This is a genomic window from Cellulosimicrobium cellulans, from assembly GCF_024124905.1.
Taxonomy (GTDB): Bacteria; Actinomycetota; Actinomycetes; order Actinomycetales; family Cellulomonadaceae; genus Cellulosimicrobium; species Cellulosimicrobium cellulans_G.
The window spans coordinates 128,399-152,014 of sequence record NZ_JAMXST010000004.1 but is presented as its reverse complement, the minus strand read 5'-3'; the positions used below and the strand labels follow the sequence as shown (position 1 = coordinate 152,014).

General features: G+C 75.4%; 22 protein-coding genes and 1 tRNA gene. 16 read left to right on the top strand and 7 right to left on the bottom strand.

The window, feature by feature from the left end; all coding sequences use genetic code 11:
* Positions 1 to 129: 129 nt before the first annotated feature.
* The 3 genes from NHH00_RS12935 to mscL all read left to right on the top strand — a co-directional run bounded on the left by NHH00_RS12935 (position 130) and on the right by mscL (position 1,947).
* Complete coding sequence (locus NHH00_RS12935; protein ID WP_253052759.1) at positions 130 to 435, top strand: FmdB family zinc ribbon protein; 306 nt, start codon at positions 130 to 132, stop codon at positions 433 to 435.
* A 158-nt stretch (positions 436 to 593) separates the two neighbouring features.
* A complete protein-coding gene (locus tag NHH00_RS12930; protein ID WP_253052757.1) occupies positions 594 to 1,322 on the top strand; it encodes an SAF domain-containing protein in 729 nt (242 codons plus the stop codon).
* Between the two features lie 157 nt (positions 1,323 to 1,479).
* Complete coding sequence (gene mscL / locus NHH00_RS12925; protein ID WP_253052755.1) at positions 1,480 to 1,947, top strand: large conductance mechanosensitive channel protein MscL; 468 nt, start codon at positions 1,480 to 1,482, stop codon at positions 1,945 to 1,947.
* Between the two features lie 133 nt (positions 1,948 to 2,080).
* Here the strand turns inward: mscL and NHH00_RS12920 are convergent, their stop codons facing one another.
* Entirely contained in the window at positions 2,081 to 2,320 is a 240-nt protein-coding gene (locus NHH00_RS12920; protein WP_253052753.1) for a hypothetical protein, read from the bottom strand.
* 434 nt (positions 2,321 to 2,754) lie between these two features.
* Entirely contained in the window at positions 2,755 to 6,840 is a 4,086-nt protein-coding gene (locus tag NHH00_RS12915; RefSeq protein WP_374614944.1) for a hypothetical protein, read from the bottom strand.
* Between the two features lie 799 nt (positions 6,841 to 7,639).
* Between NHH00_RS12915 and NHH00_RS12910 the strand changes: the two genes are divergently transcribed.
* From NHH00_RS12910 to NHH00_RS12900, 3 genes are read left to right on the top strand one after another with little or no spacing between them, the layout of a single operon-like run.
* Positions 7,640 to 8,698 (top strand): hypothetical protein, encoded by a 1,059-nt coding sequence (locus tag NHH00_RS12910; RefSeq protein WP_253052751.1) that lies wholly within the window; start codon positions 7,640 to 7,642, stop codon positions 8,696 to 8,698.
* Between the two features lie 39 nt (positions 8,699 to 8,737).
* Positions 8,738 to 8,944, top strand: coding sequence for a hypothetical protein (locus NHH00_RS12905; protein WP_253052749.1), 207 nt, complete (start codon positions 8,738 to 8,740; stop codon positions 8,942 to 8,944).
* A gap of 3 nt (positions 8,945 to 8,947) precedes the next feature.
* A complete protein-coding gene (locus NHH00_RS12900) occupies positions 8,948 to 9,109 on the top strand; it encodes a hypothetical protein (protein WP_253052747.1) in 162 nt (53 codons plus the stop codon).
* Positions 9,110 to 9,142: 33 nt separating this feature from the next.
* On the opposite strand, the gene NHH00_RS12895 is transcribed toward NHH00_RS12900, so the two are convergent.
* Positions 9,143 to 9,215, bottom strand: a tRNA-Arg gene (locus NHH00_RS12895).
* 119 nt (positions 9,216 to 9,334) lie between these two features.
* Here NHH00_RS12895 and uriH point away from each other — a divergent pair.
* Positions 9,335 to 10,285: a uridine-preferring nucleoside hydrolase UriH gene (gene uriH / locus NHH00_RS12890; RefSeq protein WP_253052745.1), complete on the top strand. Its 951-nt coding sequence runs from the start codon at positions 9,335 to 9,337 to the stop codon at positions 10,283 to 10,285.
* Between the two features lie 68 nt (positions 10,286 to 10,353).
* On the opposite strand, the gene NHH00_RS12885 is transcribed toward uriH, so the two are convergent.
* Both NHH00_RS12885 and NHH00_RS12880 read right to left on the bottom strand, forming a co-directional pair.
* Positions 10,354 to 10,953, bottom strand: coding sequence for a dihydrofolate reductase (locus NHH00_RS12885; protein ID WP_308202307.1), 600 nt, complete (start codon positions 10,951 to 10,953; stop codon positions 10,354 to 10,356).
* 5 nt (positions 10,954 to 10,958) lie between these two features.
* On the bottom strand, positions 10,959 to 11,798 hold the full coding sequence (locus NHH00_RS12880) for a thymidylate synthase (RefSeq protein WP_253053661.1): 840 nt from the start codon (positions 11,796 to 11,798) through the stop codon (positions 10,959 to 10,961).
* Between the two features lie 222 nt (positions 11,799 to 12,020).
* Between NHH00_RS12880 and NHH00_RS12875 the strand changes: the two genes are divergently transcribed.
* The 4 genes from NHH00_RS12875 (at position 12,021) to NHH00_RS12860 (ending at position 15,554) form a co-directional block, all read left to right on the top strand.
* The gene (locus tag NHH00_RS12875) at positions 12,021 to 13,427 is read left to right on the top strand and encodes an NAD(P)/FAD-dependent oxidoreductase (RefSeq protein ID WP_253052743.1); all 1,407 of its coding nucleotides are present in this window, start codon (positions 12,021 to 12,023) and stop codon (positions 13,425 to 13,427) included.
* Positions 13,428 to 13,533: 106 nt separating this feature from the next.
* Positions 13,534 to 14,028: an OsmC family protein gene (locus tag NHH00_RS12870; protein ID WP_253052741.1), complete on the top strand. Its 495-nt coding sequence runs from the start codon at positions 13,534 to 13,536 to the stop codon at positions 14,026 to 14,028.
* 39 nt (positions 14,029 to 14,067) lie between these two features.
* A complete protein-coding gene (locus tag NHH00_RS12865; protein WP_253052739.1) occupies positions 14,068 to 15,009 on the top strand; it encodes a hypothetical protein in 942 nt (313 codons plus the stop codon).
* Positions 15,006 to 15,554 (top strand): SRPBCC family protein, encoded by a 549-nt coding sequence (locus NHH00_RS12860; RefSeq protein WP_253052737.1) that lies wholly within the window; start codon positions 15,006 to 15,008, stop codon positions 15,552 to 15,554. Before NHH00_RS12865 ends, NHH00_RS12860 begins: the two co-directional genes overlap by 4 nt.
* Before the next feature lie 142 nt (positions 15,555 to 15,696).
* Here the strand turns inward: NHH00_RS12860 and NHH00_RS12855 are convergent, their stop codons facing one another.
* On the bottom strand, positions 15,697 to 16,593 hold the full coding sequence (locus NHH00_RS12855; RefSeq protein WP_253052735.1) for a PadR family transcriptional regulator: 897 nt from the start codon (positions 16,591 to 16,593) through the stop codon (positions 15,697 to 15,699).
* 305 nt (positions 16,594 to 16,898) lie between these two features.
* On the opposite strand from NHH00_RS12855, the gene ddaH reads away from it, so the two are divergent.
* From ddaH to NHH00_RS12830, 5 genes are all read left to right on the top strand, one after another.
* The gene (gene ddaH, locus NHH00_RS12850) at positions 16,899 to 17,813 is read left to right on the top strand and encodes a dimethylargininase (protein ID WP_253052733.1); all 915 of its coding nucleotides are present in this window, start codon (positions 16,899 to 16,901) and stop codon (positions 17,811 to 17,813) included.
* Positions 17,810 to 19,069, top strand: coding sequence for an ornithine--oxo-acid transaminase (gene rocD, locus NHH00_RS12845; protein ID WP_308202306.1), 1,260 nt, complete (start codon positions 17,810 to 17,812; stop codon positions 19,067 to 19,069). The genes ddaH and rocD overlap by 4 nt, the downstream gene beginning before the upstream one ends.
* 10 nt (positions 19,070 to 19,079) lie before the next feature.
* Positions 19,080 to 20,363: an aminotransferase class I/II-fold pyridoxal phosphate-dependent enzyme gene (locus NHH00_RS12840; protein ID WP_253052731.1), complete on the top strand. Its 1,284-nt coding sequence runs from the start codon at positions 19,080 to 19,082 to the stop codon at positions 20,361 to 20,363.
* Positions 20,364 to 20,625: 262 nt separating this feature from the next.
* Positions 20,626 to 21,627, top strand: coding sequence for an ATP-binding cassette domain-containing protein (locus NHH00_RS12835; RefSeq protein WP_253052729.1), 1,002 nt, complete (start codon positions 20,626 to 20,628; stop codon positions 21,625 to 21,627).
* Positions 21,627 to 22,478, top strand: coding sequence for an ABC transporter permease (locus NHH00_RS12830; RefSeq protein WP_253052727.1), 852 nt, complete (start codon positions 21,627 to 21,629; stop codon positions 22,476 to 22,478). The genes NHH00_RS12835 and NHH00_RS12830 overlap by 1 nt, the downstream gene beginning before the upstream one ends.
* Before the next feature lie 84 nt (positions 22,479 to 22,562).
* On the opposite strand, the gene NHH00_RS12825 is transcribed toward NHH00_RS12830, so the two are convergent.
* Positions 22,563 to 23,510 (bottom strand): universal stress protein, encoded by a 948-nt coding sequence (locus NHH00_RS12825; RefSeq protein ID WP_253052725.1) that lies wholly within the window; start codon positions 23,508 to 23,510, stop codon positions 22,563 to 22,565.
* Between the last annotated feature and the right edge of the window lie 106 nt (positions 23,511 to 23,616).

Genomic DNA, 23,616 nt, shown 5'->3' with positions numbered 1-23,616 from the left:
CCGCGTATGATTAGCACTCGGAAGTTTCGAGTGCCAGGCGGTGTTGACACCGACGACCCGGCCGAGACCGACCCGATCCCGACCTGCCGGTGGCCGCCCCGACGGCCGTCTCGTGAACGAGGAGAACCCGTGCCCACCTACGCGTACACGTGCACCGCCTGCGGTCACGCCTTCGACATCCACCAGTCGTTCAGCGACGACGCCCTGACGGTGTGCCCCGAGTGCTCGGGGCGCCTGCGCAAGGTGTTCTCCTCCGTCGGTGTGACGTTCAAGGGCTCGGGCTTCTACCGCACGGACTCGCGCTCGGGCGGGAAGTCGTCGACGGCGCCGGCCGCCGCGAAGCCCGCCGCTTCCTCCGCGGCGTCCGGCACGAGCAGCGCGTCCGGCGGCACGAGCAGCACCTCGTCGCCGAGCGGCTCGACCGCGTCCTCCTGACCTGACGCCCGGGGCGTCAGACCGAGGCGCCCCGGACGACGACGGTCGACCACAGCCCCGCACCGGTCGGCGTCGGCGGGCTTCGACCACGCGCCCCGTCCACAGGGCCGGACCGGCCCGCGTCTGCCCCGGGCGCGCGCGCCGCTACGGTCGCGCCCATGCTGCGCTCGCCCCGCCCGCCGGATCCCCGCCCGCGACCCGACCGCTCGCCCGCGCGGCGTCGGCTGCTGCGCGGGGTGTGGTGGCGCTCCCGCTTCGTCGTGGCCGCGCTGTGCTGCGGGGTCGCGGCGTCCGTGGCCGTCGGGGCGCTCCGCCCTCCCCCACCACCGACCGCGCCGGCGGTCGTCACGACGCGCGAGGTGCCCGCGGGCGCCGTGCTGACGGACGCGGACCTCCGCGTGGACCCCGTGGCGGCGGAGCTCGTCCCTGCGGGCTCCGCGGCCCGGCCCGACGACGTGGTCGGACGCCGCGCGACCGTCGCCCTGCCCGCGGGCACCCTGCTGCAGGACGCGCTCGTGGCCGGCGGCGAGCTCGCCGCCGCGGCTCCCGCGGGCACGGTCGTCGCACCCGTCCGGCTCGACCCCGGTGTCGCCGCCCTCCTCGGCCCGGGAGACCGCGTCGACCTCCTCGCCGCCGGCGACCAGGCGCTGACGACGGCGCTCGCCGGAGCGCCGACCGACGGACAGCTGCCGCCGGCCGCGGATCCCTACCTCGCCCGCACGGCCGTCGTCGTGCCCGCACCGGAGCCCGACGACGGGGGCGGGCTGCTCGGCACGGGCGGGTCGGGCACGGACGTCGTGACGCTCGTCGCCGTGCGTCCCGAGGAGGCCGTCCGCCTCGCCGCCGTGAGCGGACAGGCGAGCGTCACGGCCGTCCTCGTCCCCTGACGGACGGCCCCGGTCGCACCGACGGGTGAACCGACGACCGGTGCCCGACCCGCCGGGCGAGGCCGTTGCCGGGCGGCGCCCGCGTTGGGAGGATCGCGCGTGCACCTGCCGTGGCGCCGCCGCCACGCGGACCACCGACCGGAGAGGGAAGCAGCACATGAAGGGCGTGTTCCAGGGATTCAAGGAGTTCGTGCTCCGAGGCAACGCGATCGACCTGGCGGTCGGCGTCGTCATCGGCGCGGCGTTCTCCTCGGTCGTCGACGCGATCGTCACCTACCTGATCAACCCGATCATCGGCGCCATCTTCGGCAAGCCGGACATCTCCAACCTGTGGGACATCACGTTGCGGCCCGCCCACGGCGACGTCGAGGCCTCGGTCCTCTCCGTCGGCGGCATCCTCAACGCGATCCTGCAGTTCCTCATCATCGCGATCGCGCTCTACTTCGTCATCGTCCTCCCGATGAACAAGCTCGCCGAGCGTCGCAAGCAGGACGTCGAGCCCGAGCCCGAGGCACCGGCGGAGGACGTGCGCGTCCTCCAGGAGATCCGCGACCTCCTCGCCGCCCAGGCCGGCAGCGGCCCGGGCGGAGCACCCGGCGGCCCGACGCCGCCGCGCGACCTCTGAGCACGCCCCACCGCCACCTGACCCCACGCGCCGCGGCGCCCCTCGGACGAACCCGGGGTCGCTCCTCACCTCACGCCGAGAGTGGGGAACGACCCCGGGTTCGGGGCATCAGCGCGCGGTCGGTGGCGTGCGGTCAGTTCCGCCCGTAGTGCGGCGGGACGTCCCCGAGCAGCCGGTCGTCGTTCTCGCCCCGGCCCCCACGTCCGGGCGCCGCCTCGTCGCCCCAGCCCTCGGACCGCTCGTCGGCGCTCACCCCGGACACGACCTCGCTCTCCGTCCCCCGTCGCACGGCCCGCCGCGGCCGCCGACGCCGCACCGCGCCGTCGGGCACGTCGTGCGGGCGGTCAGGACTCGGGTCGGACGTGGTGCTCACGCCTCCATCGTCGCACCGCCGGAGCGCCCGACGTCAGCCACCACCTGCTCAGGCCACTGAGACACGCGAGGACAGCCCACGCGGGAGCCGCGACAGGGTGACCTGCACGACGCCAGGACGTGACCCAGGCGACGCTGCCGTGGTCGCACGCGTGCTCGACAGCGCGGACTACGCCGGGCCCGCGCACCAGAGCCACGGTGCGACGGACGGCGGCGGCTCAGCGACGAGATCGCAAGCAACCGGCCCACGGTGAGACGACGTGGCGGGGTGGGAGGCGGCGCCGGGTCGTGGCGGGCCTGGCGGGAGCCGCGAGGAACGAGCGGCGGATGGTAGACCCGGCGCCGCCTCCCACCCCGCACCCGACCCGACCAGGCGGGCAGTCGCTCCCCCGTCCCCGCGCCCACGGTGACGACCCCGAACGGGTCGGCCGAAAGTCAGAGGTCGTCGTCGCCGTGCTGCTCGTCGTCGTCGATCACCGGCACGACCACGATCCGGTCGCCGCCACCGGTCTGCGCGACACCACCCGCCTCGGGCAGCCGCGCGTCGCGCACCGCCTGCACGACCCGACGGATGCGCTCGGCCTCCTTGGCGGGGTCGAGGAACGCGGCGGCGGACCACACCTGGGCGACGGTCCACCCGATGCGCTCGAGGCGTTCGGCCACCTGCCGGTCCCGCACGCGCACGCTGCGCTCGGCGACGTAGGCGGCGTCGTCGGTGAGGACGGCGACGAGGAGCTCGCCGGGCAGGTCGGGGTGGCCGACGACGAGCGGGATGCGGTCGCCGTCGCCGATGCCGTAGTCGGTCTCGACGACGAGGCCGGCTCGCCAGAGGCGCTCGGCGAGGTCGAGCACGAGCCGGTCGGGGCTGCCGCCGAGGTCGACGCCGTTGCCGAGGGTCACCTGGTCGGCCGCGCCGCTGCGCTGCTCGGCGAGGTCGAGGACCTCGGCGAGCAGCCGGGCGCCGGCGCCGCGCAGCCGCTCGGGGTCGAGGTCGCCCGCGGTGAAGCACGACACGACGTGGAGCCGGCGGCGGGTCGCGCCGACCGAGTCGAGCAGCATGGCCTCGGCGCCGGGGGTGTTGAGGATGCCGAACCGGTGGAGCACGCGCCCGTGCGGGGTGCGGCCGAACCCGACGGACAGGACGATCGTGTCGCGCACGAGCCCGGCGACGCCGGAGACGTCGGCGACGACCACCGGTTCCTCCCGCGCCCCGGAGAAGAAGCCGGCGAGCGCGGGGTTCTGGCGCACCTCGACGAGGAGGGCGTCGCGGATGCGGTCGGCGTGCAGGGGCGTGACGGTGACGATCGCGAGGGACTCGTCGGGCCGCGTGAGCGCGTGCTCGATCGCGACCTCCACGACCCGGTCGACCTCGGCCTGGGTGCTCTCGACCGCCCCGGACGCCGGGTCGGGCATGCCGGCGCCGTCGACGACGTCGAGCTGGACGAGGACCTCGGCGCGCGGCAGGGGCGCGGGGCGCAGGACGCCGTCGTAGCCGTGCTCGGCGAGGAAGGTCGTGACGAAGGGGTCGCGCCGCGAGCCGTCGGCGAGCAGCTCGACCGTCGGGAGCAGCTCGGCGAGCTCGCGCACGGTGTCGGTCGAGGCGGCGCGCGGGTCCCCCACCGCGACGACCTGTCGGCCACGGGCGAGCGCGGAGAGCACGAGCTCGACGGGTGCGTGCTCGATCGCGTCGAGGACGACGAGGTCGACGGTGCGCGTCGCGGGGACGAGGTGCGGCACGAGGGTCGGCGTGGCGACGAGCACGGGTCGCAGGCGCCGCAGCACGGCGGGGTGCTTCTCGGCCGTCTCCCGCAGGCTCACGAGGCGACCCTCGAGCAGCTCGGTGAACAGGTCCTCGGCCTCGTCGCGGTGCTCGCGCATCGCGGTCCCGAGGTGCTCGCGGACCGCCGCGCGGACGGGTGCCGCGAGCGACGCGACGTGCGTGCGGTCGAGGTCGCGGAACCGGCGCGCGAGCGCGTCGAGGCCGGCGCCGTCCTGCCCGGCCAGGGCCTGGTCCTGGGCGAGCACCTGCTCGAAGACCGAGCTCCACCACGCGAGCTCGAGCTCGGGGCCCACGAAGTCGGGCTCGACGCGGCGGGCCGCGAGGTCGGCGAGGAGCTCGCCGAGGCCGAGGTCGGTGAGCCGGCGCAGGATCGCGGTGCGCGCCGGGAGGGAGTCGAGGGACTCGGCGTCCTCGGCGAGCGCGTCGAGGCGCGCCGCGAGGGCGTCGAGCGGCGTGTCGAGGAGGTCCCGGCCACCGGGGGTCCCGTCGAGCGCGGGCTCGAGCTCCTCCACGTCGATGCGCACGGCCTCGTGCGTGTCCTCGATCGCGGACAGCCCCTCGGGCAGCACGGGCCAGCCGCCGCGCGGGCACTGCTCCTGCCAGACCGCGCGCTGCGCCTGCACCTCGACGAGCGCGGCGTGCAGGTCGGGCACGCGGACGCCGGGACGGACCATGTCGCGCGCCTGGCGGTGCAGCCGCCTGCGGGCGAACCAGCCCATCTCGATGCCGCGCTCCGCACGCCACTGCTTCGTCGCGGTCGCCTCGACCATGTCCTGCGCGGTGCGCTCGAAGATGAGGGGCTGGAACACGTCGAGCGTGCCCCGCATGCCGCCGAGCATGGTGAGCTGGTCGCCCCACTGCCGCAGCGTCGTCGCGGGCGTCAGCCCGGTGCGCTGGGCGACCTGCTCGACCTGCGCGCGCAGCTGCGGGAGCGTGTGCGTGCGGAGGCGCTCGACGCGCACGAGCGCGTCGTGGGCCTCCTGGGGCGTCGTGAGGGCGGCGCCGTACCACGGGGTCGAGGTCGCGCGCGTGGTGAAGGCACCGAGCAGGGCGGCCTCGCGCAGCTCCGCCGCGACACGCTCGCGCTGCGGCCCGACGCCGAGCACGACCTCCGTCGTCAGGCGTACCCGGGTGTCGGGCGCCGGTCGCTCGGCGGTGAGGCGGGCGAGCGCCTGGAGCGCGTCGTAGGCGGACACTCCCCACGGGTCGCGCACGAGGTGCAGCGCCTCGATGTACCCGGCGAGCCGGGCGCGCGCGCCGAGCAGCGCGTCGCGCGTGCGCGCGAGGTCCTCGTCCTCGCCCGGCTCGGGCTCGGTCGCCATCGCGGACAGGAGGCGGTGGGACGCGGTCTCGCGCCAGGTCGGCTCGGGGACGATGTCGAGCACGAGGCCGCCGAGGCCGAGCTCGTCGAGCCGCGCGAGGAGCGCGTCCGCGGCCCGGCGGTGGCCCGGGACGTACAGCACGTGGCGCCCCGACGCCGCGGCCTCGGCGACGACGGCCGCGAGCGTGCCCGCGACGTCGGACCCGGCGGGCGCGTCGACGAAGAGGTGCGACCCGCTCGCGAGCACGTCGACGACGTGGCGCTGGGACGGGTCGAGGTCGCCGGCGCCGCGCTCGTGCACGGGGTCCGCGTCGCCGACGCGCGGCGCGGGCAGCTCGGTGCGCAGCGCGGTCGCGGAGCGCTCGTCCCCGGCGAGGGCGGCGACGACCTCGTGCCGCTCGAGGGCGGGCGCGAGCTCGTCGAGGTCGTCGACGAGGACCTGCCCCGGGTGCACGAACGTACCGACGAGGACGCGGTGGGTCAGGTCGAAGTCGTCGAGGACGGCCTCGCCGAGCGCGGCGATGCGGCGGGTCGCGTCGCCGGGGTCGAAGCCCGCGCCGGTGAACGTGGAGCGCGCGAGCGTCACGGGGTCGAGGAGCGCGCCGTGCGCGCGCAGCGTGCGCGCGAGGAGCGGGTTGATCTCGGCCGTCGGCTCGAGGGTCAGCTCGTAGTCGGTCTCGCCGTCCCCGCGCGGGGTGACGGTCAGGGGACGCAGGAGCACCGGGGCGCGCACGGTGCGGGACGTCGGCTCCTGCTCGGTCTCCTCGACCGCGCCCGGGGGCCGGTGGCCCGCGTCGGGGACGTGCGCGCCGTCGGGCCCGTCCCGCTCGTCGGAGACCGCACGACCGTCCTCGCCCGTGGCGTCGCCGGGGCCGGGTCCTGCCGCTGCGGGGCCGACGACGTCGTCGTCCCCGCTCGGGACGACCGTCGCGGGGGCGCGGCCGGCGACCCGGGCCAGCGCTGCGACGTCGTCCTCGGCCAGCGGCGCCGAGAGGCTCTGGGTCCAGGTCGCCACGCCGATCGCCAGGTACGTGGGCGCGACGCCGTAGCGCTGGGCGTGCTCGGCGGCGCGGACCACGACGGCCCGTGCACGGCGCCGCGCGGCGGGCAGCGACCCGCCCTCGCGGAACAGGTTCGAGAGCCGGGTCGGCCGCCCGGCGAAGAGCTGGGCGACGCCGGAGGGGTGGGCCGCCGTCAGGTCGACGACGGCGTCGCCGAGCAGCGAGACGTCGGCGAGCGACGACCCGCCGGCGAGCTCGACGAGCCCGGCGCGCCACCGCGCCACGGCCTCGTCGACGAGGTCGGCGGTCGTGGGCTCCGGGACGAGCACGGGGCGGGGCGGCGTCACGTCGGCCGCCTCGGCGGAGGGCTGGTCGGTCTCGCCGGGAGCGGTCGCGGGCAGCCGAGCAGGATCGGCCACGCTCCGGGCGGCTGAGCTGGTGCGGGCTGCGGCATTCACCCTCCGACGCTAACCGGCCGCCTCGCGAGGCCCGGCGCGGCGCGCCGGAGGGTCGACGACCCGGGCCGCCGGGCGGCGGCGTGCCGGGGCCGCCCGACCGCCGGTCGTGCGCGAAGTCACGAGGAGGCAGGACGACGAACGGCCCCGGATCACGAGAATTCGTGTTCCGAGGCCGTCGTTCCGAACTATTCCGGGGCGTTCTCCCGGAGAAGTGTGAAACAGCGCGCACCGCGCAGGGGGCAGGCGATGCGCGCTGTCGAGGACAATCTTGCACGGCGAGATGCCAGGCGTCAACACGGCCCACGGCACTGGACGGGTGAATCACCCGCGCGGCCCAGAAGCGCCTGAGAACCACCTGGACGAGCGTCCACAACATGCGCGGGATTCCGCGAATTCGACGGCTGCGACGGCCGCGGCGGCCTGTGGCGCACACCACACCCCGAGGTCCTCGCGCACCCCCGTGACGCGCCGACGCGACCCTCGGCAGGATACGTCGCCGCCCGCGGCACCGGGCCTCGTCCCGCCCGGGGACGCGACGAGCGACGCCGGCGCGCACCGCCGCGGCGCTCCGACCGGCGGCGTCACAGGATCTCTCCCGTTCCTCTGAGCCCCCGGCACGACGCCCCTGAGCGAGGTCCACACGGGCGGCCTACCGTGGGAGGACGCCCGTGGCCCGACGCCGGTCCCTGGCGCGCGGCCGTCGTCCACGGCCGGTGGCGGCGGGCGGTCCTGCCCGCCGACGACCGGAGACCCGCACCACGTGACGACGCCCCCCGCACCCCGCCCCGACAGCGACGACTCCGCCCCGCGCCCCGCGACCCACGACGCCGGCCGCGAGGCAGGACGTGCCGCCGCGGAGACCGCGCCCGCGAAGGAGCGCGAGGCCCCGGCCCGGCTCTCCCTCACGCAGGTCGTCGCGAGCGCGCTCGCCGCCGTGAGCACCACGGTGCTGCTGTCGTACTTCGGGACCGCAGGGACGATCATCGGTGCCGGCATCGCGAGCGCCCTCACCGTCGTCGCGAACTACGTCTACACGCGCTCGATCCAGAAGACGCGCGAGCAGCTCGTGCCCGTCGTCGGCAAGGTCGTGCAGGTGACCACCGGCGGGAGCACCCCGCGCGACCGCGCCACGACCACCACCGTCACGACCGCCGTCGCGAGCGTGCCGCGCGGGACGGTCGTCGTGGACGGCTCGGCGCCGGACGCGGGGGCGGGCACGGGGGCGACGGCCGCCCTCGCTCCGGACTGCGACGCCACCGAAGAGGCCGACGGCGACCCCGTGGCCCCGGAGCAGCCGCAGAACGCCTGGCTGCGGCTCGTCGACCGCTACGGCCGCGGGCGGGTCCTGACCGTGTCGGCGCTCGCGTTGTTCGTCGTCGTGATGGGTGTCGTCCTCGTGGTCGAGCTCGCGATCGGCAAGCCGATCTCGGACGCCGTGCGGGGCGTGGAGGGCTCGGGGACGACGATCAGCCGCGAGCGCTCGACCGGGACCGACGCTCCCGCGACGCCCACGCCGTCGGGCCCGGCCGTGGACCCGTCGACCGTGCCGACCCAGGACCCTGCCCCGACCCCGTCGACGACGCCGACGGACGAGCCGTCGACGACCCCGACCCCGGACCCCACCGAGAGCCCCACCCAGGAGCCCTCGCCGGACCCGACGACGCCGGACCCCGGTCCCTCGACCACGCCCGACCCCGGCACGGGCGAGGGGACCGGCGCGGGAACGGGTGAGGGCGCCGAGGCCGAGACGGGCGGGAGCACCGGCACGGCGCCGACCCCCGCGCCGTCCACGCCCGCGTCCGCGTCCGCGTCCGCGTAGGACCGTCCGGCCGCACGACGGCGGTGGGAGGATCCGAGGATGCGCCGGTCTCCCCACGCCACCACCCGTCGCGCGACCGCCCTCGCGCTCCCCCTCGCGACCGCGCTCGCCCTGGCGCTGGCCGGGTGCACGGCCGACCGCCCCGACGGGCCCGCCGTGCCGCCGGACCGGCCCGCGGACGTCGCCGGGGCCGTCGACCGCGACGACGGCGGTCCGCGGCTCGTCGACGCCTCCGACCCCTACTAGGGCATGGCGCTCCTGTCTGCGAGCACCGTCGTCCTGGACGCGGACGGCGGGCGGGTCGACGGCGACGCCCTGGACGAGGGTGACGTCGTCGAGGTGTGGGCCGACGTCTGCGCGGAGTCGTCCCCGGTGCAGTGCCAGGTGCTCGCCGTCCGCGTCGTCGGCTGAGCCGGCTCGCCCGGCGAGCACGGTGTCGTTCGGTGCGCCTGGCCAGATTCGAACTGGCGACACCCGCTTTAGGAGAGCGGTGCTCTATCCCCTGAGCTACAGGCGCGCGGCCCCGGGGAATGGGCCGGAGGACAGCCTAGCCGTCGGCGACCGTCGGAGGCGAAGCGCGCCCGCGCCGGCGGTGGCCACCGGGCCGGAGCGCGGCCGGCGGGCGAGGATGGGCCCATGCCCACCGGACGTGCCGACGCGCCACGACGCGTCCTCCTCGACTGCGACCCCGGCCACGACGACGCGATCGCGATGCTGCTCGCACACGGCAGCCCCGCCGTCGACCTCGTGGCCGTGACGACGGTCGCCGGGAACCAGACGCTGGAGAAGGTCACGCGCAACGCGCTCGCCGTCGCCGAGCTCGCGGGGATCGACGTCCCGGTCGCGGCCGGGTGCGACCGGCCGCTCGTCCGGCCGCGGATCGTCGCACCGGACATCCACGGCGCGTCCGGGATGGACGGTCCGGTCCTGCCCGCCCCGCGCCGCGCCGTCGACCGCCGCCACGCGGTCGACCTCATCGTGGAGACGGTCATGGGCGCCGAGCCCGGCGAGATCACCCTCGTGCCGACGGGGCCGCTGACGAACGTCGCGATGGCGGCGCGCCGGGAGCCGCGCATCGTGCCGCGCGTGCGGGAGGTCGTGATGATGGGCGGGGGCTACCACGGGGGCAACCGCACGCCGGTCGCGGAGTTCAACGTGCTCGCCGACCCGGAGGCGGCGCACGTCGTGCTGCACGAGCCGTGGCCGGTGACGATGGTCGGCCTGGACCTCACCCACCAGGCCGTCGCGACGCCGGACGTGCGCGACCGGCTCTCCGCGCTCGACACCCTGGCCGCCCGGTTCGTCGGCGAGCTGCTCGACTTCTACGGCGCGACGTACCGCTCGGCGCAGGGCTTCCTCTACCCGCCCGTCCACGACCCGTGCGCCGTCGCGTGCGTGATCGACCCGGAGGTCATGACGACGCGCCGCGTCCCGCTGGACGTCGAGCTCCATGGCGCGCTGACCACCGGCATGACGGTCGCGGACCTGCGCGGCGACGAGCCCGGGCCCGACGAGTGCCGCACGCAGGTCGCGGTCACCCTCGACCACACCCGCCTCTGGGACCTCGTCCTCGACGCCCTCGCCTGACGGGTTGTGTGCATGAGATGGGCCCGGTTCCGTCGAGGAAACCGAGCCCATCTCATGCCCACAACCGGTCAGGGGCGCATCGCCGTGACGAAGCGGTAGCGCAGGCCGGTCGACGACGTCGCCCAGTCGCCCTCGTGCGCAGCCCAGCCGTCGGGGATCTCGGGCGCGTAGGTGTCGCCCTCGACGACGGTGTCGATCTCGGTGACGACGCAGCGGTCCGCGAGCGCGATCGTCGCGGCGTAGAGCTGCGCGCCGCCCATGACCCACACCTCGCCCGACCCGGTCTCGCTCGCCGCTACGCGGGCCACCGCGAGCGCCGCCGCGACCGACCCGGCCACGCGCACGGGCGCGCCGGCCTGCTCGGCCGGGCGACCGCCGTCGGGCACCGCACCGCCGGACGCACCGACGCGCGGCGACGGGTCGCCCGGTGACCACCCGGGCTGCCGCGTCACGACGACGTTCACGCGCCCGGGCAGGGGCCGGAACCGGGGCGGGAGCGAGTCCCACGTGCGGCGGCCCATGACGACGGGGTGGCCGGACGTCACGCGCCGGAAGTGCGCGAGGTCCTCGGGCAGGTGCCAGGGCATGGTGCCGCCCGCACCGATGACGGGCCGCCCCGCGGCGTCGCGCGCCTGCGCCCAGGCCAGCCCGAGCGTCTCCTCCCCCACCGCCGTCAGACCGCGATCGGGGCCTTGATCGTCGGGTGGTGCTGGTACCCGACGACCTCGATGTCCTCGTACTCGTACGCGTCGATCGAGTCGCGCGGCGCGAGGCGCAGGGTCGGGTACGGGTACGGCTCGCGCGTGAGCTGCTCGCGCACCTGCTCGACGTGGTTGTCGTAGATGTGCACGTCGCCGCCGGTCCACACGAAGTCGCCGACCTCGAGCCCGGTCTGCGCGGCGACCATGTGGACGAGCAGCGCGTACGACGCGATGTTGAACGGCACGCCGAGGAAGAGGTCGGCCGAGCGCTGGTAGAGCTGGCAGGACAGCCTGCCGTCTGCCACGTAGAACTGGAAGAACGCGTGGCAGGGCGGCAGAGCCATGTTCTCGATCTCCGCGACGTTCCACGCCGAGACGATGTGCCGGCGCGAGTCGGGGTTCGCCTTGATCTGCTCGATCACCTGCGCGACCTGGTCCACGTGCCGCCCGTCCGGCGTCGGCCACGAGCGCCACTGGACGCCGTAGACCGGGCCGAGCTCGCCGTCGGCGTCCGCCCACTCGTCCCAGATGCTCACGCCGCGCTCCTGGAGCCAGCGCACGTTCGAGTCGCCGCGCAGGAACCACAGCAGCTCGTACGCGATCGACTTGAGGTGGACGCGCTTGGTCGTGACGAGCGGGAAGCCCTGCGACAGGTCGAAGCGGAGCTGGCGCCCGAACACGCTGCGCGTGCCCGTCCCGGTGCGGTCGCCCTTGTGGGTGCCGTGGGCGAGGACGTCGCGCAGCAGGTCCTCGTACGGGGTCGGGACCGGCCGGGCGGGGCTGCCCGACGGCGCACGCTCGCCCTCGGTCACGACGGCGAGGGTCGGGGAGGTCGAGTCGGGGGCCACGGTCGTCAGTGTGGGTCGTCGCCGCGGGGCGGGTCAACCACTGCCGTCGGCCTGTCCCGACCTCGACCGCGCACGACTGCGGGCGCTCGTCGACGAGGGTGACGCACGTCATGTCACGCCGCGCGCTCCCGGACGGTCGGAGGGGTAGAGCGCCGGACCGGACGCTCGTGGGCACAGGAGGCAGTGATGGAACGCATCGTGGTCGTCGGTGGGGGCTACGCCGGGTTCACGGCGGCCCGGGAGCTCGAGAAGCGCCTGCGGCGCGAGCTGCGCCGCGGCGAGGTCGAGGTGGTCCTGGTCGACCCGCGCCCGTACATGACGTACCAGCCGTTCCTGCCCGAGGTCGTCGCGGGCTCGGTCGAGGCGCGGCACGCCGCCGTCGCGCACCGGGGCCACCTGCGCCGCACGCGCCTGGTCGACGGGACGGTCGAGCGCGTGGACCACGCGCGCCGCACGGTCGTCGTGCGGCCGCGCTCGGGCGAGCCGTACGACCTGACGTACGACACGGTCGTCGTGACCGCGGGCGCGGTGACGCGCGTCTTCGCCGTGCCGGGCGTCGCCGAGCACGCGATCGGCATGAAGCACGTCGAGGAGGCCGTCGCGATCCGCGACCGGATGCTCACGTCGTTCGACCGCGCGGCGAGCCTGCCCCCGGGCCCGGAGCGCGAGCGGCTGCTCACGGTGACGTTCGTCGGCGGCGGGTTCTCCGGCGTGGAGGGGTTCGCCGAGCTCCTGTCGCTCGCGCACGACCTCACGCGCGTCTACCCCGAGATCGACCCGGCGGAGCTGCGGTTCCACCTCGTCGAGCGCACCCCGCGCCTCCTGCCGGAGGTGACGGAGCGTCCGGGGCGGTGGGTCGTGCGCGAGCTCGAGCGCCGGGGTGCGCACGTGCACCTCGAGACGGGCATCGTGTCCGCCGAGGGCGGGGTCGTGACGCTCTCGACGGGCGAGTCGTTCGCCACGGGGCTGCTCGTGTGGACGGCGGGCAACGCGGCGAACCCCGTCGTCGCGACGCACACGGACCTGCCGGTGGACGCGCGCGGCTACCTCGTCACGCGGCCGGACCTGCGCGTCGGGACGGTGGACGACACCGTCCCCGACGCGTGGGCCGCGGGCGACGGCGCCGCCGTGCCCGACCTCGCGGTCCCCCGGCCGGGGGCGCTCACCGTCCCCAACGCGCAGCACGCCGTGCGGCAGGGCCGGCGCCTGGCGCGCAACCTCGTCGCGGCCCGGCGCGGTCGGGCCACGCGACCGTACGTGCACGGCAGCCTCGGCGTCGTCGCGACGCTCGGTCTCGGCTCGGGGGTGTTCGAGTACCGCCGGCTCGTCGTGCGCGGGCGCCTCGCGTGGCTCATGCACCGCGGCTACCACGTGCTCGCCATCCCGACCGGGGAGCGGACGGCCCGCGTGCTCGCCGTGTGGGCGACGGGCGCGCTGTTCGGGCGCGACGTCGTCTCCCTCGCCGCGGTGCAGCGCCCTCGCGCGGCGTTCGTCGCCGGGGCGACGGCGACCGCCGCCCCCACGAGCGCCACGACGGCGCCGGCGCGGCCGGCACCGGAACCCGCGGTGCCCGGACCTCTCCGCGCGGCCTGAGACCGCCGTCCGGACGGGGAATCACGCGACCGCCGTCCGCGTTCTCCGGTCGACCGACCGGTGGGCGACGAGCGCACCGGCACCGCACGAGTGCGAGGATCGACGCATGACGACCGAGCCAGCCACCACGACCCCGCAGACGGGCACCGACGAGATCGCCCCGTCGTCGCCGTCTCCCACGGACGCCCTGTGGGTCGAGCGCACGGGCGTGCGCACGTACACCGGCTACTCCGCGCGCGGTGCCCAGGTGCTCATCGGCCCCGCGAGCGCGGGTGCGGTGTTCACGCCGGGCGAGCTGCTGAAGATCGCGCTGGCCGCGTGCGCCGGCATGAGCTCGGACCGCACGTTCGCGCGCCGCCTGGGCGACGACTACGCGGTGACGATCCACGCCGAGGGCGTCAAGGACCTGCCCGAGGACCGCTACCCCGAGATCACGGAGCGGTTCGAGATCGACCTGTCCTCGCTCGACGACGAGGCGCGCGAGCGCCTGCTCACGGTCGCCGAGCGGGCGATCGAGAAGACCTGCACAGTGGGACGGACGATCAAGGCCGGCGCGACCGTGCACACGGTGTTCCAGCAGCCGGGCGGCAGCGTCGAGTGACGACCGGGCCGTGAGGCCCGACCGACGACGGGAGGCGTGATGGCGCACGAGCAGCCGTCCGGTACGCCGGACTACGGGACGTGGGACCCCCGGGGGACCCCCACGTCGGACGCCGTCGCGCGGCGGGGTCGTCGCGCCGTCCGGGCGCCCCAGGACCCGGCCGTCGACGCGACGGACTGGGCCGCCTACCGGCCCACGCCGCTGCTCGACGCGGCGCTCGACAAGGCCGTGACCATCCCCTCCCACGTGATCCGGTCGCACGTGGACGGCGTACGACGCCGGAACCCGGAGGCGAGCCCCGCGCAGATCGTGCGGATCCTCGAGCGCGAGTACCTGCTCGTCATCCAGGCCGCGGGCGGCGCCGTCGGTGCGGCGGCGGCCTTCCCGGCGGTCGGGACGGGTGTCGGGATCGCGTTGACGTCGAGCGACATCGCGACGTTCTTCGCGTCGTCGGCGGCGTTCGCGCTCGCCGTCGCGGACGTGCACGGGATCGCCGTGGACGACGTCGCACGCCGCCGCGCCCTGCTCCTCGCCACGGTGCTCGGCGAGAAGGGCGCGCGCGACGTCGAGCGCGCGACCCAGGGCTCGGGCCTCGCGTGGGGCAAGGTCCTGCTCACGAGCATGCCCGCCGGGACGCTCGTCAAGGTGAACAAGGCGCTCGGCAACCGCTTCCTGCGCACCCAGCTCGCCAAGCAGTCCGGCCTCGCGATCGGGCGCCTCGTCCCGTTCGGGGTCGGGGCGGTCGTCGGCGTCGCCGGGGCGCGCGCGCTCGGGCACGGCGTGATCGGCCAGTCCCGGCGCGCGTTCGGGCCGCCGCCGTCGGTGTTCGGGCGGCTCCTGGAGGTCGTCGAGTCTCCGGTCGAGGACGCGCCGCCACGGCTCGTCCCGGTGCCCGACGACGCCGCGAGCCCTCGGCGCCGTCATCGCCTCCTGCCGGGGCGCGGCCGGCGGGACCACTCCCCCGCGCGCGACGCCGAGTGACGCCCGCAGCGCCTGACGACCCGGCGGACGACCATGCCGGCATCGCCCGGCGGGCGGGAGACGGCGCGGCTCGGCGCGTCTCCGTCGCGCGCGACCTGGCCGTCGACGCGACCGTCGCGTTCGCGTGGGTCGCGGACCCGCGCACGCACCCGCGCTGGATCCCGCTGACGGCCATGGCGACCCCGGCCGTCCGCGGTCCCGAGGTCGGCGACCGCTTCACGATGGTGAGCGGACCGTCCGCCCGTCGTACGGGGCGGGGGTTCACCGACCGCATGGTCGTCGAGTCGCTCGACCGCCCGTCCGTCGCGGCGGGCCGGACCGGGAGCACGCGGGTGCACAAGCTCGGCCCCGTCCTGCTCGGCGACGCCGGGTTCGACGTCGTGCCGCTCGGCCGCGGACGCTGCCGCGTCGTCTGGTGGGAGGAGGCGTACCTCGCCGGCCCGCTCCCCCGCGCCGCCACGGCGCCGCTCGTCGGGCTCGCGCTGCGCTGGATGATGCGGACGTCGCTGCGCCGCCTCGAGGCCCGCCTGCTCACCCACCGCTGACGCGGGTCGACCGATGCCAGGGGCCCGGGTCGACGCCTCGCGGCCGCGCGCCCCAGACGCGCCGAACCCGGGGTCGCTCCCGACCCACGGCTGCGGGTGAGGAGCGAACCCGGGTTCGGCAGGGTCGGCGAGATCGGCGAGGTCAGGCCGACGGCGCGTCCTCGACCGGGGCGTCCTCCACGGGCGTGCCCGACGACGCGGGGGCGCCCGCGTCCGGCGCGGGAGTCGTGGCTGCGGGGCCGGCGAGGATCAGGTAGAGCTCGCGGCGCGTGCGCTCGAGGAGCTCTGCTGCGGCCTGCGCCTGCTCGTCGGTGCCCGTGCGGGCGACCTGGTGGACCGCCGCGGCGACGGCCTCGACGCCCGCGCGCAGCTCGCGCCGCGAGCGGCCGCCGCGACCGGCCGCCTCGGCGAACGGGTCGCCCAGCTCGGCGGCGTGCTCCGCGACGTACGCGGTGCCCGCCTCGGTGAGCGTCGCGAGGCGACGCCCACCGTCGGCCGAGAGCTCGACGAGCCCCTCGTCCTGGAGCAGGTTCAGCGCGGGGTAGACCGCGCCGGGGCTCGGGCGCCACTGGCCCTCGCTCCGCTCGGCGATCTCCTGGATGACCTGGTAGCCGTGCATGGGCTGCTCGGCGAGGAGCAGCAGGACGGCGGCGCGGACGTCGCCGCGGCCGGCGCGCCCCGGGCCGCGACCGCGGCCCCCGTGACGACGCCCGCCGTGTCCCGGGCCGAACCCGGGACCGCCGGGGCCGAAGCCCGGCCCGCCCGGCCCGAAGCCGGGGCCGAACCCACGCTCGCCGGAGCCGGGGCCGAAGCCGCGTCCGCCGTCGGCCGGGCCGCCGAACCCGCGGCCACCGCCGCGGCGCGCGCCGCCCCGACCACGGGGACCGTCGCCGCGGAACCAGGCCGCGTCGTCGGGCACGGGCGGGAAGCCGTCGCGACGACGGCGGTCCGGGCGCGGCCCGGGTCGCTCGCCGAACGGCTGGGACATGTTCTGGACGTTCTCCGGGGTCCTGCCCCGGTGCTGGTGTGCGTAGCTCATGGGATGCGTCTCCTGTGTTCGTGGGCTCCGAATGTTCCGCGGAGCGGTGGCGGGCCGTGGCGGCCTCGCGAGGGTCGCGAGTCGTCGGTTCGACTCTCAGCGATACGCTAACGATATATCGATAGAGTATCGCTGTCAACGCCCTGCCATGGAGCGCCGTGTCCCAGGACGCGGGCAGGCCGCGGACGTACGCTGGCATCCAGCAGCCAACCGGCAGCCCACCAGCACCATCGGACGCCACCCCCGTCCGACCACCACCCGGGCCGCACCACCCCGGCAGGCCCGGCTCCCGCGAGGAGGCGGCGATGCGCCCAGGCCAGCCCCGGCACTACCTCATGTGCCGGCCCACGTACTTCACCGTGAGCTACGAGATCAACCCGTGGATGGACCGGCGCACCCCGGTCGACACCCCGCTCGCGGTCGCCCAGTGGGAGCGCCTGCGCGACACCTTCCGCGACCTGGGCCACACCGTGGAGACGATCGACCCCGTCCCGGGTCTGCCGGACATGGTCTACGCCGCGAACGGCGCGACCGTCGTCGACGGCCTCGTCTACTCCGCGCGCTTCGCCCACCCCGAGCGCGGCCCCGAGGGCCCCGCCTACCTCAAGTGGTTCGCCGACCAGGGGTACGTCACCCACCTCGCCGAGCACGTCAACGAGGGCGAGGGCGACCTGCTCGTCACGGGCGACGTCGTGCTCGCCGGCACCGGCTTCCGCACCGACCGCGCCGCCCACGCCGAGGCTGCGGCGCTGTGGGGACGCGAGGTCGTGACGCTCGAGCTCGTCGACCCGCGCTTCTACCACCTCGACACCGCGCTCACCGTGCTGCGCGGAGGCTCCGGCACGGCCCCGGGGGGCACGCAGCCCGACGGCGGCGCGCACCCCGGCCTCACCGGCCCGCCGCCCGTCGACCTCGCCTACTACCCGCCCGCGTTCTCGCCCGCGGCGCAGGAGGTCCTGCGCGAGCGCTACCCCGACGCGCTCCTCGCGACCGAGGAGGACGCCGTCGTGCTCGGCCTCAACGCGGTGAGCGACGGCGCGCACGTCGTGCACGCCCCGCGCGCCGAGCGGCTCGCCGCGGCGCTGCGCGAGCGCGGCTACGAGACGCTCGCCGTCGACACGTCCGAGCTGCTGCGCGGGGGCGGTGGTGCCAAGTGCTGCACCCTCGAGATCCGCGAGATGGGCGCCGGGCCGGTCGCGACGTCGGGGAGCGCGTCGTGACCGCGCAGGACGTCCGCCCGGTCGCCGGGCCGGCGGACGAGACGCCGCGCGACGCCCTCGCGCACAACTACCACCCGCTGCCCGTCAACGTCTCGACCGCCGAGGGATCGTGGGTCACCGACGTGGACGGGCGTCGCTACCTCGACTTCCTCGCGGGCTACTCGGCCCTCAACTTCGGGCATCGCCACCCCGCGCTCGTCGCGGCCGCGACCGCGCAGCTCGGGCGTGTCACGCTCACGTCGCGCGCGTTCGACCACGACCTCCTGCACCCGTTCGCCGCCGCGCTCGCCGGCCTCGTCGGGCCGCTCACCACAGGGGGAACCGACTCGCTCGTGCTCCCGATGAACACCGGCGCCGAGGCCGTCGAGACCGCGATCAAGACCGCGCGCAAGTGGGGGTACGACGTCAAGGGCGTCCGCCCCGGGGAGGCGACGATCGTCGTCGGCTCCGGGAACTTCCACGGCCGCACGACGACGATCGTATCGTTCTCCGACGACGCGGACGCGCGCCGCGGGTTCGACCCCTACACGCCCGGCTTCCGGGTCGTGCCCTACGGCGACGCCGACGCCGTCGCCGCCGCGATCGACGACACCACCGTCGCGGTGCTGCTCGAACCCGTCCAGGGCGAGTCCGGCGTCGTCGTACCGCCCGCCGACTACTGGCCGCGCCTGCGCGCGCTCACCGCCGAGCGCGCCGTGCTGTTGATCGCGGACGAGATCCAGTCCGGCCTCGGCCGCGCCGGCACGACGCTCGCCGTCGAGACGTGGGACGTTCGCCCCGACCTCGTGACGCTCGGCAAGGCGCTCGGCGGCGGGATCCTGCCCGTGTCCGCCGTCGTGGGACGTCGTGACGTGCTGGAGGTCCTCACGCCCGGCACGCACGGCAGCACGTTCGGCGGCAACCCGCTCGCGTGCGCGGTCGGCCTCGCCGTCGTCGACCTCCTGGCCACCGGCGAGCCGCAACGCCGGGCGCGCGAGCTCGGCGCGCGGTTCCAGGACCGGCTCGCCGGGTTCGTGGGCGCCGGGCTGCTCGACGGCGTCCGCGGCCTCGGGCTGTGGGCGGGACTCGACCTCGATCCCGCGCGCGGGACCGGTCGCGACCTGTGCGAGGCGCTGCTCGCGCGCGGCGTCCTCGCCAAGGACACGCACGGCTCGACCATCCGTCTCGCTCCCCCGCTGACCATCTCGGCCACCGACCTCGAGACCGGGCTGTCCGCCCTGGAGAACGCGCTCACGGACCTTGCGCGGGGTCGGTAGAGTCCGGAGGGTGACCACGCCCGAGCACACCGCACCCGGTACCACCACCCTCGCGTCGTCCCTGGACGACCTGCGTCGCGCGTACGCCGACCTGCAGGCCCTGGGGCTGAAGCTGGACCTCACGCGCGGCAAGCCCTCGGCCGAGCAGCTCGACCTCTCCGAGGCCCTGCTCGCGCTCCCGGGCGAGGGCGTCCACACCGACGCCGACGGCACCGACGTCCGCAACTACGGCGGCCTCGACGGCCTCCGGCAGCTCCGGGAGATCTTCGCCGAGCTGCTCGGCGTGCCCGTGGAGCAGCTCCTCGCGGGTGGCAACGCGAGCCTCACGCTCATGTACGACACGCTCGCCTACGCGACGCTCTTCGGCGTCCCCGGCTCCGAGCGCCCGTGGGGCCGTGAGGAGAAGGTCCGCTGGATCTGCCCCGTGCCCGGCTACGACCGGCACTTCTCCGTGTGCGAGGCCCTCGGCATCGAGATGGTCACCGTGCCCATGACGGCGGACGGGCCCGACGCCGCGGCCGTCGCCGCTCTCGTCGCCGACGACCCCACGATCAAGGGCATGTGGGTCGTGCCGACGTACGCCAACCCCGACGGCTCGGTCGTCACGGAGGAGGTCGCGCGAGCGCTCGTGTCCGTGCCCGCCGCCGCCCCCGACTTCCGCATCCTCTGGGACAACGCGTACGCCCTGCACCACCTCACCGACGACGAGGTCCGCAGCGCCGACGCGATCGCGCTCGCCGCCGAGGCCGGTCACCCGGACCGCGTGATCCTCTACGCCTCGACGTCGAAGATCACGTTCGCCGGCGCGGGCGTCGCGTTCCTCGCGTCGTCGCCCGCGAACGTCGCCTGGTACAAGAAGCACCTGTCCGCCCAGTCCATCGGCCCGGACAAGGTCAACCAGCTCCGGCACGCGCTGTTCTTCGGCGACGCCGACGGCGTGCGCGCCCACATGCGCAAGCACCGCGACATCATCGCGCCCAAGTTCGAGGCGGTCACGGGCATCCTCGCCGAGCGCCTCGGCGGCACGGGCGTCGCGTCGTGGACCGAGCCGAAGGGCGGCTACTTCGTCAGCCTCGAGGTCGTCCCCGGCACCGCGTCACGCGTCGTCGAGCTCGCGAAGGCCGCCGGCATCGCCCTCACGCCCGCGGGCGCCCCGTTCCCCTACGGCAAGGACCCGGACGACAAGGTCCTCCGCCTCGCCCCGACCCTCCCCCCGATCGAGGAGGTCCGCGTCGCCATGGACGGCGTCGCGACGTGCGTCCTCCTCGCCGCGGCGGAGACCGCCGCGCAGTAGAGGGTCTCCGACCCCGCGAGAGAGAGCCTCCGGTCGCGAGGTAGAGGCCCCACGGGTTCTACCTCGCGACCGGAGGCTCTCCTTCGCTCGGCCACACTCCGCTCTGTTTCTGACGAATCGCACTGGTCGTCGGGCGGCCGCGCGGCGCAGGATGGAGGACGCGCGACCGATGAGTTCCGCCGGCCCCGACGGTCGGTGGGTGGGTGGCCCGGGGAGCCGGGCGGCTCGTCGGTTCCGGCGAACGACCACCCGCGGAGGGGACATGACCGACACTGCACGTGGCGACCTCGCCGTCGAGGCACGCGGCCTCGTCAAGCACTTCACGACCGGGAAGTCCGTGACCAAGGCGGTCGACGGCATCGACCTGCTCATCCCCGAGGGCACCGTGTTCGGCGTGCTCGGGCCGAACGGCGCGGGCAAGACGACCGCGGTCCGCATGCTCGCGACGCTCCTGCGCCCCGACGCGGGGACGGCGCGCGTGCTGGGCCACGACGTGGTGCACGACGCCGACAAGGTGCGCTCCGTCGTCGGGCTCACGGGGCAGTACGCGTCGGTGGACGAGGACCTCACGGGGACGGAGAACCTCGTGATGCTCGCACGGCTCTACGGGTTCCTCGGCGGCACGGCGCGCGGGCGCTCGGCCGAGCTCCTGGAGGCGTTCGGCCTGGGCGACGCGGGCGACCGCCAGGTGAAGACGTACTCGGGCGGCATGCGGCGACGCATCGACCTCGCGGCGAGCCTCGTCATGAGCCCGCGCGTCATCTTCCTCGACGAGCCGACCACCGGGCTCGACCCGCGCAGCCGCAACCAGGTGTGGGACATCGTCCGCGTGCTGGTGGCGGACGGCGCGACGGTCCTGCTGACGACGCAGTACCTGGAGGAGGCGGACCAGCTCGCCGACCGGATCGCCGTGATCGACCACGGCAAGGTCATCGCGGAGGGCACCGCGACGGAGCTCAAGCGCTCCGTGGGCGAGGGCGCGGTCCACGTCCGGCTCGCCGACGCGACCCGGCGGGGTCGCGCGGCGGAGGTCGTGGGGGCGCTGCTCGGCACGGAGATCACGCTCGCGAACGACCCGTACGCGTTCACGGCGCGCGTTCCCGACGACGGCGCCGCGGACGTCGCGCGCATCCTGCCCGCGCTCGGGGACGAGGGCATCGTGGTCCCCGAGTTCACGCTCGGCCAGCCGAGCCTCGACGAGGTGTTCCTCGCCCTGACGGGCCAGCCCATGGACGACGACGAGACGACCGAGGAGGTGGCCTGATGGCCGCGGACCCCACCATCACCGCCGCGGAGCTGCGCGCGCCCGAGGCGAACGCGCTGCGGGCCGCGGTCGCGCTCGATCGACGGCCCTCGCGGCCGTCCGCGGTGTCGGCGACCTTCACCTACACGTGGCGTGCGCTGCTCAAGATCAAGCACGTGCCAGAACAGCTCTTCGACGTCACGGTCTCGCCGATCATCTTCACGCTCATGTTCACCTACCTCTTCGGCGGCGCGCTCGCCGGGGACGTGCAGAGCTACCTCCAGTTCCTGCTGCCGGGCATCCTCGTGCAGGCGGTGCTCTTCACGACGATCTACACCGGCTACACGATGAACACCGACATCAGCAAGGGCGTGTTCGACCGGTTCCGGTCGTTGCCCGTGTGGCGGCCCGCGCCGATCGTCGGTGCGCTGCTCGGCGACACGGTGCGCTACACGATCGCGTCGGCCGTGACCCTCGCGCTCGGCCTCGTCCTGGGTTTCCGCCCGCCGGGCGGGGTGGTCGGTGTGGTCCTCGGGGTCGTGCTGCTGCTCGTCTTCGCGTTCGCGTTGAGCTGGGTGTTCACGGCCCTCGGGCTCGTGCTGCGCTCCCCCAACGCCGTCATGGGGACGTCGATGCTCGTGCTCATGCCGTTGACGTTCGCGTCCAACATCTTCGTTGACCCGTCGACGATGCCGGTCGTGCTGCAGCGCTTCGTCGACGTCAACCCGGTGACCCACCTCGTGACCGCGGTCCGCGGCCTCATGGCGGGAGAGCCCGCGACGGAGGGGATCGTGTGGGTCCTCGTCGCGTCGGTCGTCCTGACCGCGGTCCTCGCCCCGATCACGATGCGCCTCTACCGCAACCGCAGCTGATCGGCCGCCGGGCACCCGCCGCGGGGCCGGACGCGCGAGGCGCACCGCCGCCCGCGTCCGGCCCTCCTGGTGGTTCTCGGGCGCTCAGCCGTCCTCGGCCGTCGGCGCGTCGTCCTCGCACTTCTTGGTCACGACCATGACCGGGCACGCCGAGTGGTGCAGGACGGCCTGGCTCGTGGAGCCGAGCAGCAGCCCGCGGAAGCCGCCGCGCCCGCGGGAACCGACCACGACCAGGTCAGAGGCCGTCGAGAACTCCGTGAGGAGCTCGGCGCCCGTGCCGTCGAGGACGATCCGCTTGATGGTGAGCCCGGGATGCTCCGCCTCGTGGCGGTCGATGATGACGTTGAGGCCCTCGGTGATGTCCGCGAGCACCTGCTCGTGGTCGATCGACGCGGGCAGCCACGCCAGGAGGCCGGCACCGGCACCGACCGGGACACCGGCGACCGCGACGAGCTCCGCGTCCCAGGCCTGGGCCTGACGGATCGCGTGGCGCAGGGCGATCTCCGCCGACGGCGACCCGTCGACGCCGACGACGATGCGTCGCAGGGGCTTCACGGTGAGGGGCTCCTGCGGCGCTCCCTCCTCGCTCTTCGCCTCGGAGCGGTAGGGCACCACGACGGTCGGGCAGTGGGCGTGCGCGGGCAGCGCCGAGGAGACGGTGCCGAGCAGCCGCTCGGTGAAGCCGCCCCGGCCCCTCGTGCCGACGACGACGAGCGAGTGCTCGCGCGACATCTCGACGAGCACGCCCGCGGCGTCGCCCGTCGTCACCGTCGCGGTCGTGCGGACCCCGGCCGCCTCGGACCGCGCACGCGCCTCCTCGAGGACCGCCCGGGCGCCCTCCTGGATGGCCGAGTCGTCGAGCGCCGCGTAGCCGCCGTCCAGCGACGCAGCGGTGAACGACGGCAAGGAGTAGGTACAGACGATGTGGAGCGGCCAGCCCACCCGCAGCGCGTACGCGGCGGCCCAGTCCAGGGCGTGCAGGCTCGGTGCCGAGCCGTCGACGCCGACGAGGACGGATTCCGTGCGGGTCATGAGCGACTCTCCTCTCGACGGCCCGGTGCCATCGGACGACCAACCTAGCCGAGACCAGCGCGCCCGTCCGTCTGCCACGAGTCACGAACACGTCAAGAATGCCACG

Excerpts from the sequence above, each read along its gene's own strand:
- NHH00_RS12930 (WP_253052757.1), top strand. The coding sequence starts at position 594 with ATGCTGCGCTCGCCCCGCCCGCCGGATCCCCGCCCGCGACCCGACCGC.
- mscL (WP_253052755.1), top strand. The coding sequence starts at position 1,480 with ATGAAGGGCGTGTTCCAGGGATTCAAGGAGTTCGTGCTCCGAGGCAAC.
- NHH00_RS12905 (WP_253052749.1), top strand. The coding sequence starts at position 8,738 with ATGCGCCGGTCTCCCCACGCCACCACCCGTCGCGCGACCGCCCTCGCG.
- NHH00_RS12900 (WP_253052747.1), top strand. The coding sequence starts at position 8,948 with ATGGCGCTCCTGTCTGCGAGCACCGTCGTCCTGGACGCGGACGGCGGG.
- uriH (WP_253052745.1), top strand. The coding sequence starts at position 9,335 with ATGCCCACCGGACGTGCCGACGCGCCACGACGCGTCCTCCTCGACTGC.
- NHH00_RS12875 (WP_253052743.1), top strand. The coding sequence starts at position 12,021 with ATGGAACGCATCGTGGTCGTCGGTGGGGGCTACGCCGGGTTCACGGCG.
- NHH00_RS12870 (WP_253052741.1), top strand. The coding sequence starts at position 13,534 with ATGACGACCGAGCCAGCCACCACGACCCCGCAGACGGGCACCGACGAG.
- NHH00_RS12865 (WP_253052739.1), top strand. The coding sequence starts at position 14,068 with ATGGCGCACGAGCAGCCGTCCGGTACGCCGGACTACGGGACGTGGGAC.
- NHH00_RS12855 (WP_253052735.1), bottom strand. The coding sequence starts at position 16,593 with ATGAGCTACGCACACCAGCACCGGGGCAGGACCCCGGAGAACGTCCAG.
- ddaH (WP_253052733.1), top strand. The coding sequence starts at position 16,899 with ATGCGCCCAGGCCAGCCCCGGCACTACCTCATGTGCCGGCCCACGTAC.
- NHH00_RS12835 (WP_253052729.1), top strand. The coding sequence starts at position 20,626 with ATGACCGACACTGCACGTGGCGACCTCGCCGTCGAGGCACGCGGCCTC.
- NHH00_RS12830 (WP_253052727.1), top strand. The coding sequence starts at position 21,627 with ATGGCCGCGGACCCCACCATCACCGCCGCGGAGCTGCGCGCGCCCGAG.
- NHH00_RS12825 (WP_253052725.1), bottom strand. The coding sequence starts at position 23,510 with ATGACCCGCACGGAATCCGTCCTCGTCGGCGTCGACGGCTCGGCACCG.